This is a genomic window from Pseudomonas sp. MRSN 12121 (genome assembly GCF_000931465.1).
Taxonomy (GTDB): Bacteria; Pseudomonadota; Gammaproteobacteria; order Pseudomonadales; family Pseudomonadaceae; genus Aquipseudomonas.
The window spans coordinates 421,114-436,480 of the sequence record NZ_CP010892.1 but is presented as its reverse complement, the minus strand read 5'-3'; the positions used below and the strand labels follow the sequence as shown (position 1 = coordinate 436,480).

Here is a 15,367-nt window from a genome sequence, read left to right as displayed (position 1 = left end):
GTTATGGCAAATTGACGCCCCTCGCTGACCACCCTCTCGCGGTAGTTCACTTAATGACCAGAAACATGAAATTCAGCCACAAGATCCTGCTGGCCGCCGCTCTTGTGGTGGCCGTCGCGTTCGCCTGTTTTATCCTGTTCAACGATTATCGACAGCGCGAGGCCCTGCGCAGCAGCAGCGAGTCCTCCATGCAGGAACTCGGCAGCCTGACCAGCAGCAACATCCAGACCTGGCTGGAAAGCCGCATCCAGTTGTTGCACACCCTGGCCCAGCAAGTCGCCGTGGACGGCAGCGACCTCGACGGCCTGAAACGCAGCGTCGGCCTCCCCGCCTACGCCAGCAACTTCCAGCTCAGCTACTTCGGTGGCCAGGACGGCCTGATGTTCTCCGTTCCGGCAGGCAACCGCGCGCCCGACTACGACCCGCGCGCCCGCGGCTGGTACAAGGCGGCCACCGCGGCCCAGCAGACCATCGTCACCGAACCCTACATCGCGGCCTCTTCCGGCAAGCTGGTAATCACCGTCGCGACGCCGGTCCAGCACCAGGGCAGCTTCATCGGCGTCGCCGGGGCCGACATCGACCTGTCCAGCATCAGCGCCATCATCAACTCGCTGAACTTCGGCGGCCACGGCCAGGCGTTCATCGTCAGCGCCGCCGGCAAGATCCTGATCCACCCGGACAGCAAGCTGGTGCTCAAGAATCTCAGCGAGGCCTACCCCAACGGCGCGCCCCAGGTCAGCCCGGGCCTGAAGGAAGTCGAGCTGAACGGCCAGCGCCAGTTCATCTCCTTCACCCGCGTCAACGGCGTGCCCTCGGCGGACTGGTACGTGGCGCTGGTGCTGGACAAGGACACCGCGTTCTCGATGCTCAGCGAATTCCGTACCTCGGCCATCGTCGCCATGCTGATTGCCGTGGCGATCATCATCGGCCTGCTGGGCATGCTGATCCGCGTGCTGATGCAGCCGCTGCACCTGATGGGCCGCGCGATGCACGATATCGCCGAGGGCGAAGGCGACCTGACCAAGCGCCTGACCATCCATGGCCACGACGAATTCGGCACCCTGGGCGTGTCGTTCAACCGCTTCGTCGAGCGCATCCACACCTCGATCCGCGAAGTCGCCTCGGCCACCGGCCAGGTCAATGAAGTGGCCCTGCGCGTGGTCAGCGCCTCGAACTCATCGATGCTCAACTCCGACCAGCAGGCCTCGCGCACCAGCAGCGTCGCCGCGGCGATCAATCAGCTCGGCGCCGCCGCCCAGGAAATCGCCCAGAACGCCGCGCTGGCCTCGCAGCACTCCAGCGACGCGCGCAACCTGGCCAGCGAAGGCCAGGCCGTGGTCGACCAGACCATCGCCGCGATGCAGCAGCTGTCGGCGAAGATCAGCGACTCCTGCGGCAATATCGAGACCCTGAACAGCAACACGGTGAACATCGGGCAGATCCTCGAAGTCATCACCAGCATCTCCCAGCAGACCAACCTGCTGGCGCTCAACGCCGCCATCGAAGCCGCCCGCGCCGGCGAGGCCGGCCGCGGTTTCGCGGTGGTCGCCGACGAAGTGCGCAACCTCGCCCACCGCACCCAGGACTCGGCGCAGCAAGTGCAGAAGATGATCGAGGAACTGCAGGTCGGCGCCCGCCAGGCGGTGAGCACCATGACCAGCAGCCAGCGCGAGAGCGAAAGCAGCGTCGGCATCGCCAACCAGGCCGGCGAGCGCCTGGGCAGCGTGACCCAGCGCATCGGCGAGATCGACGGCATGAACCAGTCCGTGGCCACCGCCACCGAGGAACAGACCGCCGTGGTCGAGTCGATCAACGTCGACATCAACCAGATCAACACCCTCAACCAGGAAGGCGTGGAAAACCTCCAGGCCACCCTGCGCGCCTGCGCCGACCTGGAACAGCAAGCAGCAAGGCTGAAGCAACTGGTGGGCAGTTTCCGGATCTGAAAAAGCATCGCGGGCAATCGAGCGTCGACCGGCCGCTCCTACAGGTGCGCGCATACCTTTGTAGGAGCGAGGCTTGCCCGCGATAGCGATCTATAGAACGCAGAAGGATTAAAAGCTGGAACCCGGCTCACGCAAGAACGCCAGCTCTTCCGGCGTCGATTCGCGCCCGAGGATCCGGTTGCGGTGGGGGAAGCGCCCGAAGCGGGCAATGATTTTCTGGTGCCGTTCGGCGTAGTCCAGATGATCGGCGAACACCGGCCGGTCTTGCGCCGGTTGTTCATCGTGCAACGCGGCAAAGCGGGAAATCGCTTCGTTCTGCACCGCCAGATTCTCGCAATGCTCGAACACCAGGTAGATAAAGCTGCGCTGCAACGGCAACAGTTGCCGGTCGAAGTCCGCGGCGATGCCCTGGGCTACCAGGGCCTGGGCCCGCAAGTCGCCGGCGAAGCTTTTCGGGGTTTCGCGATAGAGCATGCGCGGCAACTGGTCGAGCAACAGCACCAGGGCCAGCCAGCCCTGCGGGCGTTGCGCCCACTCGCTCAAGCCACCCGCCAGCGCCTGTTCCACCAGGTCCCCGAAACGCTCGCGCGCCTCGAGGTCCTGGCTGTCGCGCTTGCCGAACCACAGCTTGCCCTTGTCAGCCACGACGTCGGCGGGCCGCTCGGCGAAACCGAACCACCAGTCGAGCAGGGGCTGCCAGGGCGCGGCCATGGATTTATTCCTTGTGGTAGGCCGTCACGCGGGCCACTTCTTCCTTCGAGCCGAGGAACACCGCTACGCGCTGGTGCAGGCCTTCGGGCTGGATGTCGAGAATGCGCTGGTGACCATCGGTCGCGGCGCCGCCCGCCTGTTCGACCAGGAAAGACATCGGGTTGGCTTCGTACATCAGGCGCAGCTTGCCCGGCTTCGACGGCTCGCGGCTGTCGCGCGGGTACATGAACACGCCGCCACGGGTCAGGATGCGGTGCACGTCGGCCACCATCGCGGCGACCCAGCGCATGTTGAAGTTCTTCTTCAGCGGGCCTTCCTCGCCGGCCATCAGCTCGCCCACGTAGCGCCCGACCGGGGCTTCCCAGTGGCGCTGGTTGGACATGTTGATGGCGAACTCCTGGGTGCTCTCAGGAATGGTCAGGTTCTCGTGGGTCAGTACGAAGCTGCCCATCTCGCGATCCAGGGTGAAGCCCTTGACGCCGTCGCCCAGGGTCAGCACCAGCATGGTCTGCGGGCCGTAGATGGCGTAGCCGGCGGCGACCTGCTGGGTGCCTGGCTGCAGGAAGGCCTTTTCGTTCAAGGCTTCGTTCTGGCTCAGGTATTCGTTCGGGCAACGCAGCACGGAGAAGATGGTGCCGACCGGCGCGTTGATATCGATGTTCGACGAGCCGTCCAGCGGGTCGAATACCAGCAGGTAGGCGCCTTTCGGGTATTTGCCCGGGATCTGGTAGGCATTGTCCATTTCCTCGGACGCCATGCCGGCCAGGTGGCCGCCCCATTCGTTGGCTTCGAGCAGGATCTCGTTGGAGAGCACATCGAGCTTCTTCTGCACTTCGCCCTGGACGTTTTCAGTGCCCATGCTGCCCAGAACGCCACCCAGGGCGCCCTTGGATACGGCGTGGCTGATTTCCTTGCAGGCACGCGCCACCACTTCGATCAGGAAGCGCAGATCGGCAGGAGTGTTGTTGCTGCGGGTCTGCTCAATCAAATAGCGACTCAGGGTAACGCGGGACATGGAAGGCTCCGGAGGAATGGGGGGTAAAAAACCCGCGCAGTTTAACGCGAGTCGGGGCGCATTGCCTCCTATGAGACGAGATCCGCCATAGAGAGTTCATGCGCGGGGTTGAGCGTAGCCCGAAATCCGACCTATAGCCGTTGCCCGGGGCCCCCGCCCCGACGCCGGGCGGCTCCCCGGCGCCGGCTCTACCCCGCCTATTCCAGCGCCTTCCAGATCTCCACGGCATACTCGCGGATGGTCCGGTCCGAAGAGAACCAGCCCATGCGCGCACTGTTGAGCACCGCCGAGCGCCACCATTGATTTGGGTCGCGCCAGCGCTCTTCGACGTGCAACTGGGCGCTCCAGTAGGAATCGAAATCGGCGCACACGTGGAAGCGGTCATAGTCGATCAGCGCATCCACCAGCCCGGTGTAGCGCGCCGGGTCGTCCGGCGAGAACACCCCGCCGCGGATCGCTTGAAGCACATCGTTGAGCCGGTGCGAGGCGGCGATGTCCGGCGCCGCGCTGAACTCGCCGTTACGCTTGCGCGACTCCACCTGCTGGGCGCTGAGGCCGAAGATGAACATGTGTTCGGCGCCGACCCGCTCGCACATCTCGACGTTGGCCCCGTCCAGGGTGCCGATGGTCAGGGCGCCGTTGAGGCCGAACTTCATGTTGCTGGTGCCCGACGCCTCGAAACCGGCGGTGGAAATCTGCTCCGACAGGTCCGCCGCCGGGATGATGCTTTCCGCCAGGCTGACGTTGTAGTTGGGCAGGAACACCACCTTGAGCAGGCCACGCACGGTCGGGTCGTTGTTCACCGTGCGGGCGATGTCGTTGCTCAGCTTGATGATCAGCTTGGCCTGGTGATAGCTGGCCGCGGCCTTGCCGGCGAAGATCTTCACCCGTGGCACCCAGTCGGTTTCCGGCTCGGCGCGGATCGCCTGGTACAGCGCCACGGTGTGCAGCAGGTTGAGCAACTGGCGCTTGTATTCGTGGATCCTCTTGACCTGCACATCGAACAGGGCCGCCGGGTTGATCGCGATACCCAGCCGCTCGTGGATGATCGCCGCCAGCGCGCGCTTGCTGTGCAGGCGCTGCTCGGCGAACTGCTTGCGAAAGGCCGGCTTGTCGGCGAAGGGCTCGAGCCCCTGCAACAGCTCCTCGGGGTTATCCAGCACCTGCGGCCCCACCGCTTCGACCAGCATATGCGTCAGCTGGGGGTTGGCCTGGTACAGCCAGCGGCGAAAGGTAATGCCGTTGGTCTTGTTGTTGATCCGCTCCGGGTAGAGCTTGTGCAGCTCGGAGAACACCGTGCTACGCATCAGCTGGGTGTGCAGGCCGGACACGCCGTTGACACTGTGGGAGCCGAGAAACGCCAGGTTGCCCATGCGCACGCGGCGCCCGTTGTCTTCCTCAATCAGCGACACCGCGCGCAGCACGTCGAAGTCATGGATGCCCTTGGCCCGCAGCGAATCGATGTGCTGGGCGTTGATCAGGTAGATGATCTGCATGTGCCGCGGCAGCATGCGTTCCATCAGGCCCACCGGCCAGGTTTCCAGGGCTTCGGGCAGCAGCGTGTGGTTGGTGTAGGCCAGGGTCTCGACGGTGATCTGCCAGGCGGCTTCCCAGGCGATACCGTGCAAGTCCACGAGCTGGCGCATCAGCTCGGCCACGGCGATCGACGGGTGGGTATCGTTGAGCTGGATCGCCGCGTGCTCGCCGAGGCTGAGCACCGAGTCGTGCATGTTCTTGTGCCGGCGCAGCAGGTCCTGCAGCGAGGCCGAAACGAAGAAATATTCCTGGCGCAGCCGCAGTTCCTGCCCGGCTTCGGTGCTGTCCGCCGGGTAGAGCACCCGCGAGATGCTTTCGGCGCGGGCTACTTCGGCCACCGCGCCCAGGTGATCGCCCGCGTTGAAGCGCTCCAGGTGCAGCTCTTCCATGGCCCGCGCCCGCCACAGGCGCAAGGTATTGACGCTGGCGCCCCGCCAGCCGACCACAGGGGTGTCGTAAGCCACCGCACGCACGGTCTCCGCCGGCCACCAGACCTGCCGGGCATGGCCGGCCTCGTCGGTGACGGTCTCGACGCTGCCGCCGAAGCCGATCGGGTAAATCACCTCGGGCCGCTCGAACTCCCAGGGGTTGCCGAAATCCAGCCAGTGTTCGGTCTGCTCCTGCTGCCAGCCGTCGACGATGGCCTGGCGGAACAGGCCATGCTCATACCGGATGCCATAGCCGTGGCCAGCGATGCCCAGGGTCGACATGCTCTCCATGAAACAGGCCGCCAGGCGCCCGAGGCCGCCGTTGCCCAGCGCAGCATCCGGCTCCAGCTGGCGGATGCGCTCCAGGTCGACGCCCAGCTCGCCCAGGGCATCGCGCGCCACGTCCAGCAGGCCGAGGTTGCTCAGGCTGTCGAGCAGCAAGCGGCCGATGAGAAATTCCAGGGAAAGGTAATAGACACGTTTCTGGCCCTTGCGGTAGATCTGCCGCGTGTGGTCCATCCAGTGTTCGACCATGTGATCGCGCGCCGCCAGGGCGATGGCCTCGAACCAGTCATGGTCGAAGGCATGATCCGGGTCCTTGCCCACCGCATAGGTGAGTTTGTTCAACACGGCGTCGCGAAAAGCGGCCACCTCAGCGTCACGAACCTGCAGTTCCTCAGTCATGGATAGGACCTCGAGCGAGAGAGACAGTGAGCATGGAATTGTCTGAGCCTAGTCGGTCTGACAGGAGCCAAAGGCTCTGGTTCGGTGCGTTGTGCAATTGCCCGAACACAGGCGGCATTTCCCGCAGCGGCTGGCACAAAGGGATGCAGATGCCGTGCCGCCCGCCGGAAACCCCGTGGCCGGGGGTAAATTCCGTTAAATGGTTGTTCAAGCATCCGCCCGTCCCGGTATGATCGCGCGCCCTGATACACACGCTGGAAACACGCCTGATGAAGTCCAACCTGATCGCCGCCGCGGAAATCGACCGACTCGATACCTGGGCCAAATATTCCGCGCCCATGTGCGGCTCCTGCATGTCCAGCTGCTGCACCCTGCCGGTGGAGGTCAAGATCAAGGACCTGATCCGCATCGGCATCGTCGACGAGTTCGAGCGTGGCGAGCCGGCGAAGAACATCGCCAAGCGCCTGCAAAAGGAAGGCATAGTCGAGCGCTACAACCAGAAGTCCGAAATCTTCACCCTGCAGCGCATGAGCAACAACGACTGCCTGTATCTGGATCGTAAGAGCCGCCTGTGCACCATTTATGACAAGCGCCCGGACACCTGTCGCAACCACCCGAAGATCGGCCCGCGCCCGGGTTATTGCGCCTACAAGCCCAAGCCGCTGGAACGCCCGACCAACACCAGCAGCCGGACCCTGGAACGCTTCTGATCCCATCCCCTGTAGCCCTATAGCCCTGTAGCCCTGTAGCCCTGTAGCCCTGTAGCCGCTGCCGAGCCTCGGCGAGGCTGCGATCGGCTGCAAAGCAGTCGCAAAACCATACGACGCGGTACACCTGAAGCTCGGCGGTGCCTGGATTACGACTGCTGCGCAGCCGATCGCAGCCTCGCTGGAGCTCGGCAGCGGCTACAGCGGTGATATCGGACAGCGCCTTTTTCGCAGGCGAAAAAAAACGCCCCCGGCCTTGCGACCGGGGGCGTTTTTCATTCAGCCGGGCTTAGTTGGCCTTGGCTTTCTTGGCAGCGCGGGTACGCTCGCCTTCGTCCAGGATCTTCTTGCGAAGACGGATGGACTTCGGCGTCACTTCGCAGAGCTCGTCGTCCTGGATGAATTCCAGGGCCTGCTCCAGAGTGAAGCGAACCGGCGGAACCAGGGCGATGGTCTCGTCCTTGCCCGAAGCGCGCATGTTGTCGAGCTTCTTGCCTTTGGTCGGGTTCACGCCCAGGTCGTTGTCGCGGCTGTTCAGGCCGACGATCTGACCGTTGTAGATCTCCTGGCCGTGCTCGACGAACAGCTTGCCGCGCGCCTGCAGGGTTTCCAGGGAGTAGGTCAGCGCCTTGCCGGTTTCTACCGATACCAGAACACCGTTCAGACGGCCGGACATGTGGCCGGACTTCATGGTGTCGTAGCGATCGAAGATCGAGGTCAGGATGCCTGCACCGTTGGTCAGGGTCAGGAACTGGTTACGGAAACCGATCAGACCACGGGCTGGAATGTTGTATTCCAGGCGTACACGGCCCTTGCCATCCGGCGCCATGTTGGTCAGGTCGCCCTTACGCAGGCCCATCTCTTCCATGACCTTGCCCTGGGATTCTTCAGGGATGTCGATGGTCACGTTTTCGAACGGTTCCTGCTTGGTGCCGTTCACTTCGCGGATGATCACTTCCGGACGGCCTACAGCCATCTCGAAGCCTTCGCGACGCATGGTTTCGATCAGAACCGACAGGTGCAGCTCACCACGGCCGGAAACCTTGAACTTGTCGGCCGAGTCGCCTTCTTCAACGCGCAGTGCAACGTTGTACAGCAGCTCTTTGTCCAGACGCTCCTTGATGTTACGGGAGGTCACGAACTTGCCTTCTTTACCGCAGAACGGCGAATCGTTGACCTGGAAGGTCATGGAAACGGTCGGCTCGTCGACGGTCAGCGGCTTCATCGCCTCAACGGTGTTGATGTCGCACAGGGTGTCGGAGATGAACAGCTCGTCGAAACCGCTGATGCAGACGATGTCGCCGGCAGCGGCTTCTTCGACGTCCACACGGTGCAGGCCGTGATGGCCCATCAGCTTGAGGATACGGCCGTTGCGGCGCTTGCCTTCGGTGTCGATGGCGACAACCGGAGTGTTCGGCTTGACGCGACCGCGAGCGATACGGCCAACGCCGATCACACCCAGGAAGCTGTTGTAGTCCAGAGCGGAGATCTGCATCTGGAACGGGCCGTCACGGTCGACGCTTGGCGCGGGTACGTTGTCGACGATCGACTGGTACAGCGGGGTCATGTCTTCGGCCATTTCGGTGTGGTCCAGACCGGCGATGCCGTTCAGGGCCGAGGCGTAGACGACTTTGAAGTCCAGCTGTTCGTCGGTGGCGCCCAGGTTGTCGAACAGGTCGAAGATCTGGTCCAGAACCCAGTCAGGACGCGCGCCCGGACGGTCGACCTTGTTGATCACGACGATCGGCTTCAGGCCGGCTTCGAAGGCCTTCTTGGTCACGAAGCGGGTCTGCGGCATAGGGCCGTCCTGGGCGTCGACCAGCAGCAGCACGGAGTCGACCATGGACATTACGCGCTCTACTTCGCCGCCGAAGTCGGCGTGGCCCGGGGTGTCCACGATGTTGATGTGGTAGCCGTTCCAGTTGATGGCGGTGTTTTTGGCCAGGATGGTAATGCCGCGCTCTTTTTCCTGGTCGTTGGAGTCCATCACGCGCTCGTCGTTGAGCTCGTTGCGCTCCAGGGTGCCGGACTGACGCAGGAGTTTGTCTACCAGGGTGGTTTTACCGTGGTCAACGTGAGCAATGATGGCGATGTTGCGTAGATTTTCGATCACTTGTGTATCTCGATCAGAGGATTCGGTGTGCTGACAGGTTCTGGCAGCGATTAACAATGAGAGTCAGGCTTTGCCGTTACAGCTTGACGGCGTCGGGGGGCCGGTGACGCAAGCCACAGGCAAACAGCCCCGGGCACTTAGCTCGGTCTATAAACGCGCACATTGGCATGTCCCTCACTGAGCAGATGGTGAGCATGCAGGCGACTCATCACGCCTTTGTCGCAATACAGCAGGTACTGGCGAGTAGGGTCCAGTTCCTTGAAGCGTGCATTCAATGCATAGAACGGCAGCGCTTTTATCTCGACGCCGGAAAGCTCCAGCGGATCGTCCTCCTGGGCATCCGGGTGACGGATGTCGATGACGATCTGGCCGGCCAGCGCTTCGCCGACTTCTTCGATCTGCAAATCCTGGCCCAGTTCGTCGATCACCCGATCGATCGGCACCAGCTTGGCTCGCTCGACGGCGCGTTCGAGCACCGCCATGTCGAATTCTTTCTCTTCATGCTCCACGCGATGGCGCTTGGCGTGGGTCTTGGGGTTCACCGAGATGACCCCGCAATACTCCGGCATGTGCTTGGCGAAGTCGGCGGTGCCGATTTCGTTGGCCAGGTCGATGATGTCCTGCTTGTGGCTAGCGATCAGCGGGCGCAGCACCAGCTTGTCGGTCACGCAGTCGATCACCGAGAGGTTCGGCAGGGTCTGGCTCGACACCTGGGAAATCGCCTCGCCGGTGACCAGCGCGTCGATGTGCAGGCGGTCGGCGATGCTCGACGCGGCACGCAACATCATACGCTTCAAGATGACGCCCATATGACTGTCGTCGACCTTGCCGAGGATCTCGCCGAGCACTTCCTCGAAGGGCACGCTGACGAACAGCACGCGCTGGGAGCTGCCGTATTTCTTCCAGATATAGTGCGCGACTTCCATCACGCCCAATTCGTGTGCACGCCCGCCCAGGTTGAAGAAGCAGAAATGCCCCATCAGGCCGCGGCGCATGATCTGGTACGCCGCCACCGTGGAATCGAAACCGCCGGACATCAGCACCAGGGTCTGTTCCAGGGCGCCCAGCGGATAACCGCCGATGCTGTTGTGCTGGCTGTGGATCACGAACAACCGTTGGTCGCGAATTTCCATCCGCACTTCGATTTCCGGCTCTTTCAGGGAAATCCCGGCGGCGCCGCACTGCCGGCGCAACTGGCTGCCGACGTACTTTTCCACGTCCATGGAGCTGAATTCGTGCTTGCCGGCGCGCTTGCAGCGTACGGCGAAGACTTTCCCCGCCAGGGCTTCGCCGAAGTGCTGCTTGCACTTGGCGACGATGTCGTCGAAGTCGCCCAGGGGGTATTCGTCGACCTGCAGGAAATGCGCGATGCCGGGCATGCAGCTCAGGCGCTCGGTCATTTCCTTCAGGACCTTGGGCTCGCTGACGGCGGTTTCCAGCTCGAGGTTGTCCCACACACCATTGACCACCACGGCCGGGTCCAGATCGCGGAGCACGGCACGGATGTTCTTGGCCAGCTGACGGATGAAACGCGTCCGTACCGGGCGGCTTTTAATGGTGATTTCCGGGAAAACTTTAACGATTAGTTTCATGAAAACAGCGCGCGCAGGGCCAGCCGAAAAAGGGGGGCGCGGATTATAGCGGAAATTGCTCAAGGTTTAACCAATTAATCTGCACTTGGTTTTTCATGCACCAAAATGGTTCATTGCTTCGCAAAAACGCAACATTGCAGTGCGTCGATTTACCGATTTGCCCCAAATACCGCCCGGAATGCGTGAGTTTGGGGCATAAAATCCATCACAGGGCACTGGCATGCAATTTGCTCCCTTGTGAGGCAGGTTGCCATGGCCGAGTATCGGCGCCGGCATCACCCACATTCTAAGGGCACACCAACACCCGCCCGAAGCCACCCGGAGGACACTATGTCGAAGTCGGTTCAACTCATCAAAGATCATGACGTCAAATGGATTGATCTGCGCTTCACTGACACCAAAGGCACTCAGCACCACGTGACCATGCCGGCCCGTGATGCGCTGGATGAAGACTTCTTCGAAACCGGCAAGATGTTCGACGGTTCCTCCATCGCTGGCTGGAAAGGCATCGAAGCCTCCGACATGATCCTGATGCCGGTCGACGACACCGCCGTGCTGGACCCGTTCACCGAAGAGCCGACCCTGATCCTGGTCTGCGACATCATCGAGCCTTCGAGCATGCAGGGCTACGATCGCGACCCGCGTGCCATCGCCAAGCGTGCCGAAGAGCACCTGAAAAGCACCCTGATCGGCGACACCGTATTCGCCGGTCCAGAGCCTGAGTTCTTCATCTTCGACGAAGTGAAATTCAAGTCCGACATCTCCGGCTCGATGTTCAAGATCTACTCCGAGCAAGGCTCGTGGATGTCCGACCAGGACATCGAGGGCGGCAACAAAGGCCACCGTCCAGGCATCAAGGGCGGCTACTTCCCGGTTCCGCCGTTCGACCATGACCACGAAATCCGTACCGCCATGTGCAACGCACTGGAGGAAATGGGCCAGACCGTCGAAGTTCACCACCACGAAGTGGCGACTGCCGGCCAGAACGAAATCGGCGTCAAGTTCAACACCCTGGTGAAGAAGGCCGACGAAGTCCAGACCCTGAAGTACGTGGTGCACAACGTTGCCGACGCCTACGGCCGTACCGCTACCTTCATGCCGAAGCCGCTGTACGGCGACAACGGTTCGGGCATGCACGTCCACATGTCGATCTGGAAAGACGGCAAGAACACCTTCGCGGGCGAAGGTTATGCCGGCCTGTCCGACACCGCCCTGTACTTCATCGGCGGCATCATCAAGCACGGTAAGGCCCTGAACGGCTTCACCAACCCTTCGACCAACTCCTACAAGCGTCTGGTCCCAGGCTTCGAAGCACCAGTGATGCTGGCCTACTCGGCGCGCAACCGCTCCGCTTCGATCCGCATTCCTTACGTGTCGAGCCCGAAAGCCCGCCGTATCGAAGCGCGCTTCCCGGATCCGGCCGCCAACCCGTACCTGGCCTTCGCCGCCCTGCTGATGGCCGGCCTGGACGGTATCCAGAACAAGATCCACCCTGGCGACGCCGCCGACAAAAACCTGTACGACCTGCCGCCTGAAGAGGCGAAAGAGATCCCGCAGGTTTGCGGCAGCCTGAAAGAAGCCCTGGAAGAGCTGGACAAGGGTCGTGCGTTCCTGACCAAGGGCGGCGTTTTCAGCGACGACTTCATCGACGCCTACATCGCCCTGAAAAGCGAAGAAGAAATCAAGGTCCGCACCTTCGTGCACCCACTGGAATACGAGCTGTACTACAGCTGCTGATCCGGTAGCGCCGCGATACGCGGCGTGATCAAAAGGCCTCCTTCGGGAGGCCTTTTTTATGGCCCGCCAACCGCCCGAAACATTCCCCCGGGCGATCCATCCATGGATAATCCCCGCCTTTCGCGCCCTCTGTGGGGCGCCTCGACGAAGGGATTCGTATGCAGTGGACTCGTTCTCTCGGCCTGATCGCCTGCCTGGCGTTCGGTAGCACCCAGGCTGCCCCCTTCTATGCCAACAAACCCCTGGCCCACCCGCTGATCACCGGCCTGACGGAAAGCCAGGCGACCCTGGCCTTCATCAAGCAGGCCGGCGGCGTCAAAGGTTATTACTCGGTCGATCCGGAGGAGAGCCAGCCGCAGCTGCTGGACGACTTCGGCAACGCCACGATCGAGTCCGTGTTCAACATCGCCCTGGACAGCGAGTCGCCGATCCGCCTGGTGCTATTCAAACAGGGCGGCCAGTATCGGGTCTACGCCTACCGCTATAACGAAAACGACCAGCTCTACCAGCGCCTGGACAAACTGCAGCCGGCCCTGGAGCGCATCACCAAAGATCGCAAGAAGCTCGATGCCCTGACGGTGAAACAGGCGCTGCGCCAGCTGACACCGCTGAACTACAGCGTCTTCTACGAAGACTCGGGTATCGATGAGTTCGACCAGCTCGACCATTCGGCAGGCACCCTGGTGGGCTATTTCGACCAGGGCGGGAAGCCCATCAGCGCCAATCCGCCCGGCACCGACCAGGACAGCTACAAAAAGACCTTTGCCGAAAAGGATGGGCGCTTTCTCACCGTGACCTACTGGCGCGGCGACGCCCCCGCGCCGGAAGGCGACCCCCTGCTGTACAACTACCGGGCCAGCCGCATTGCCTGGGAAACCGAACCGCAGCGCTTCACGGGGAGCGAGGATGGCCCCAGCGTGGCGTACTCCGGCTCCGGCGCCGTTGCTGCCGTGGGCGCCTACGCCCAGGGTCAACGCACCGGCAAATGGGGCATTGGCGGCCCGCAGGGCAGCTGGTCCCAGGGGGGTTATATCAATGGCAAGCGCCAAGGCCAGTGGAACCTCTCCCATGAGAGCGAAGGCTACTTCATGACCGGCGAATACCGTGACGACCTGCGCGAAGGTCGCTGGGACATCCACCTGGCGGAGTTCGAAACGCCCCAGGACGGCGGCTTCGTCACTTACGCCCGGGACCTGCGCAATGGCCCCAGCGAACGACGTGAAAATGGCCAGGTGGTCGAGCGTGGCGACTATCTCGACGACCAGCGCCAGGGCCTTTGGCTGACCCCGGAGGGCACCGGTCATTTCGACCAGGGTGTGCGCAGCGGCCCATGGCAACTCAAGGCCGCCGAAGGCCATACCCACAGCGTCGGTTTCGTCGCCGACAAAATGGACGGCGAACTGCGCGATACCAACGCCAAGGGCGTGCTGCGGGTGATCGAGCATTATCGCGGCGGCATCCTCTGGGGCACCCAGGAGGGCTACAACGATGCCGGCCAGTTGATGTACTCCTACAACTACGAGAACGGCCAGCGCGAGGGCCGCTCGTTGGTCTACAGCGCCGACGGCAAGGTCTTGCTGTCGGACATCAGCTATCGCAACGGCAACCTGCAAGGCCCCTACCTGACCTTCCTCGCCGACGGTTCGCCCGCTACCGTCGGTCGCGTCGAAGGCAGCGACTTCATCGGCCTGATGACCCAGCTGGACGAGCATGGCCAGATATTCTCCGCAACACCGCGCTGCCGCTTCGAAAGTTATCGGACCGAGGTGCAGAACTGCGGCATGGCCCGTGAGTTCAGGCAAGGCAGGGTCACCAGCGAGCGCGACTACCTGTACGGCGAGTTGCAGGAATACCGCGAATACGATGCCCAGAGCGGGCGCAAGACTCGCGAACGAGTCATCGCCGCGGACGACAAGGTCAGCGAAATCACCTACTACGACAACGGCCAGATCGACTGCCAGGTGAACAAGGTCGGCTTCGAATGGATGACCATCAACCAGCAGCGACTGAAGAATCATGACCGGGCGAAGCTGGCCGGCGAGCAGCTGTGCTATCACCGCAACGGCGCGATCAAGAGTCGCGAGCTGCTCGAAAACGGCTTGAGCGCCTGCCGGCTGGTCTATGACGAAAACGCCACGCAGATCGCTTCAAGCCCCACCGGCTGCGGCGCGCCCGCGACCGCTGCGGCCAGTCAATGACCCTTCTCGACCGAGACGCTTGCCCGGCACCGCAGTTTTGCGTGCATCATGGCCGCCGATTGATCCCCAAGCCGTCGAGACCCGCCATGACTTCACGACTCTGCCTCGCCCTGTTGACGCTGTTGCTGGCCGGCAATGCCTGTGCCGCGCCCGCCGCCCTCGCCCCGCTGCTGGGCAGCATCGAAGAACGCCTGGCCATCGCCGACCAGGTGGCCCTGAGCAAATGGGACAGCCACAAGCCGGTGGAAGACCGCCCGCGCGAGCGTGAAGTGATTGCCGCCGCGGTGGCCCTGGCACCCGCCTACCAACTCGAAGGCGGCACGGTGGAGCAGTTCTTCGCCGCGCAGATCGAGGCCAACAAGCTGGTGCAATACGCTCGCCTGTCGCAGTGGACATTAAAAGGCCAGGCCCCGGACAGCCCGCGCCCGGACCTGGTCGGGCAGATCCGTCCGCAACTCGATCGGTTACAAAAACGCCTGTTGCAGCAACTGGCCGATTTCGGCCCCTACCGCACCGACCCGCAATGCCCGTCCTGGCTGGCCCGGGCCACCCATGGCGGCGACCGGCCCGAGCTGCGCCGACTGGCGCTGGTCCGCGCCACCGCCGAGCTTTGTGTGTCCAAAGGTTGAAGCGGCGCTCCCGGTGTCGGTCCGCGGCCCTATGCTAGAGGCATTCGCGCCCTTGCAGCCACGGACCCGAC

Annotated in this window: 10 protein-coding genes and 1 pseudogene; 6 read left to right on the top strand and 5 right to left on the bottom strand. The window is 62.8% G+C overall.

Translation table 11 applies throughout. The features are described 5' to 3' along the window. Positions 1-53 precede the first annotated feature (53 nt). Both TO66_RS34195 and TO66_RS34190 read left to right on the top strand, forming a co-directional pair. A pseudogene (locus TO66_RS34195) lies at positions 54-1,088 on the top strand (cache and HAMP domain-containing protein); the annotation flags it as partial. A gap of 93 nt (positions 1,089-1,181) precedes the next feature. Next, positions 1,182-1,946, top strand: coding sequence for a methyl-accepting chemotaxis protein (locus TO66_RS34190; RefSeq protein WP_409077174.1), 765 nt, complete (start codon positions 1,182-1,184; stop codon positions 1,944-1,946). Positions 1,947-2,054: 108 nt separating this feature from the next. Here TO66_RS34190 and TO66_RS01915 read toward each other — a convergent pair whose 3' ends face one another. From TO66_RS01915 to TO66_RS01905, 3 genes are all read right to left on the bottom strand, one after another. Then, a complete protein-coding gene (locus tag TO66_RS01915; RefSeq protein ID WP_044460728.1) occupies positions 2,055-2,657 on the bottom strand; it encodes a DUF924 family protein in 603 nt (200 codons plus the stop codon). 4 nt (positions 2,658-2,661) lie between these two features. Continuing rightward, positions 2,662-3,672: a class 1 fructose-bisphosphatase gene (locus tag TO66_RS01910; RefSeq protein WP_044460727.1), complete on the bottom strand. Its 1,011-nt coding sequence runs from the start codon at positions 3,670-3,672 to the stop codon at positions 2,662-2,664. Between the two features lie 197 nt (positions 3,673-3,869). After that, the gene (locus TO66_RS01905; protein ID WP_044460726.1) at positions 3,870-6,320 is read right to left on the bottom strand and encodes a glycogen/starch/alpha-glucan phosphorylase; all 2,451 of its coding nucleotides are present in this window, start codon (positions 6,318-6,320) and stop codon (positions 3,870-3,872) included. Positions 6,321-6,589: 269 nt separating this feature from the next. Between TO66_RS01905 and TO66_RS01900 the strand changes: the two genes are divergently transcribed. After that, the gene (locus TO66_RS01900; protein WP_016965546.1) at positions 6,590-7,030 is read left to right on the top strand and encodes a YkgJ family cysteine cluster protein; all 441 of its coding nucleotides are present in this window, start codon (positions 6,590-6,592) and stop codon (positions 7,028-7,030) included. Positions 7,031-7,316: 286 nt separating this feature from the next. On the opposite strand, the gene typA is transcribed toward TO66_RS01900, so the two are convergent. Then, positions 7,317-9,140 (bottom strand): translational GTPase TypA, encoded by a 1,824-nt coding sequence (gene typA / locus TO66_RS01895; protein ID WP_044460725.1) that lies wholly within the window; start codon positions 9,138-9,140, stop codon positions 7,317-7,319. Positions 9,141-9,277: 137 nt separating this feature from the next. Beyond that, positions 9,278-10,732 carry a tRNA uracil 4-sulfurtransferase ThiI gene (thiI, locus tag TO66_RS01890; RefSeq protein WP_044460724.1) on the bottom strand — a complete coding sequence of 485 codons (1,455 nt, stop codon included), beginning with the start codon at positions 10,730-10,732 and terminating at the stop codon, positions 9,278-9,280. Between the two features lie 330 nt (positions 10,733-11,062). Between thiI and glnA the strand changes: the two genes are divergently transcribed. The 3 genes from glnA (at position 11,063) to TO66_RS01875 (ending at position 15,296) form a co-directional block, all read left to right on the top strand. After that, positions 11,063-12,469 carry a type I glutamate--ammonia ligase gene (gene glnA / locus TO66_RS01885; protein ID WP_044460723.1) on the top strand — a complete coding sequence of 469 codons (1,407 nt, stop codon included), beginning with the start codon at positions 11,063-11,065 and terminating at the stop codon, positions 12,467-12,469. 158 nt (positions 12,470-12,627) lie between these two features. Continuing rightward, entirely contained in the window at positions 12,628-14,667 is a 2,040-nt protein-coding gene (locus TO66_RS01880) for a toxin-antitoxin system YwqK family antitoxin (RefSeq protein WP_044460722.1), read from the top strand. A gap of 86 nt (positions 14,668-14,753) precedes the next feature. Then, complete coding sequence (locus TO66_RS01875; RefSeq protein WP_044460721.1) at positions 14,754-15,296, top strand: chorismate mutase; 543 nt, start codon at positions 14,754-14,756, stop codon at positions 15,294-15,296. Positions 15,297-15,367: the final 71 nt, after the last annotated feature.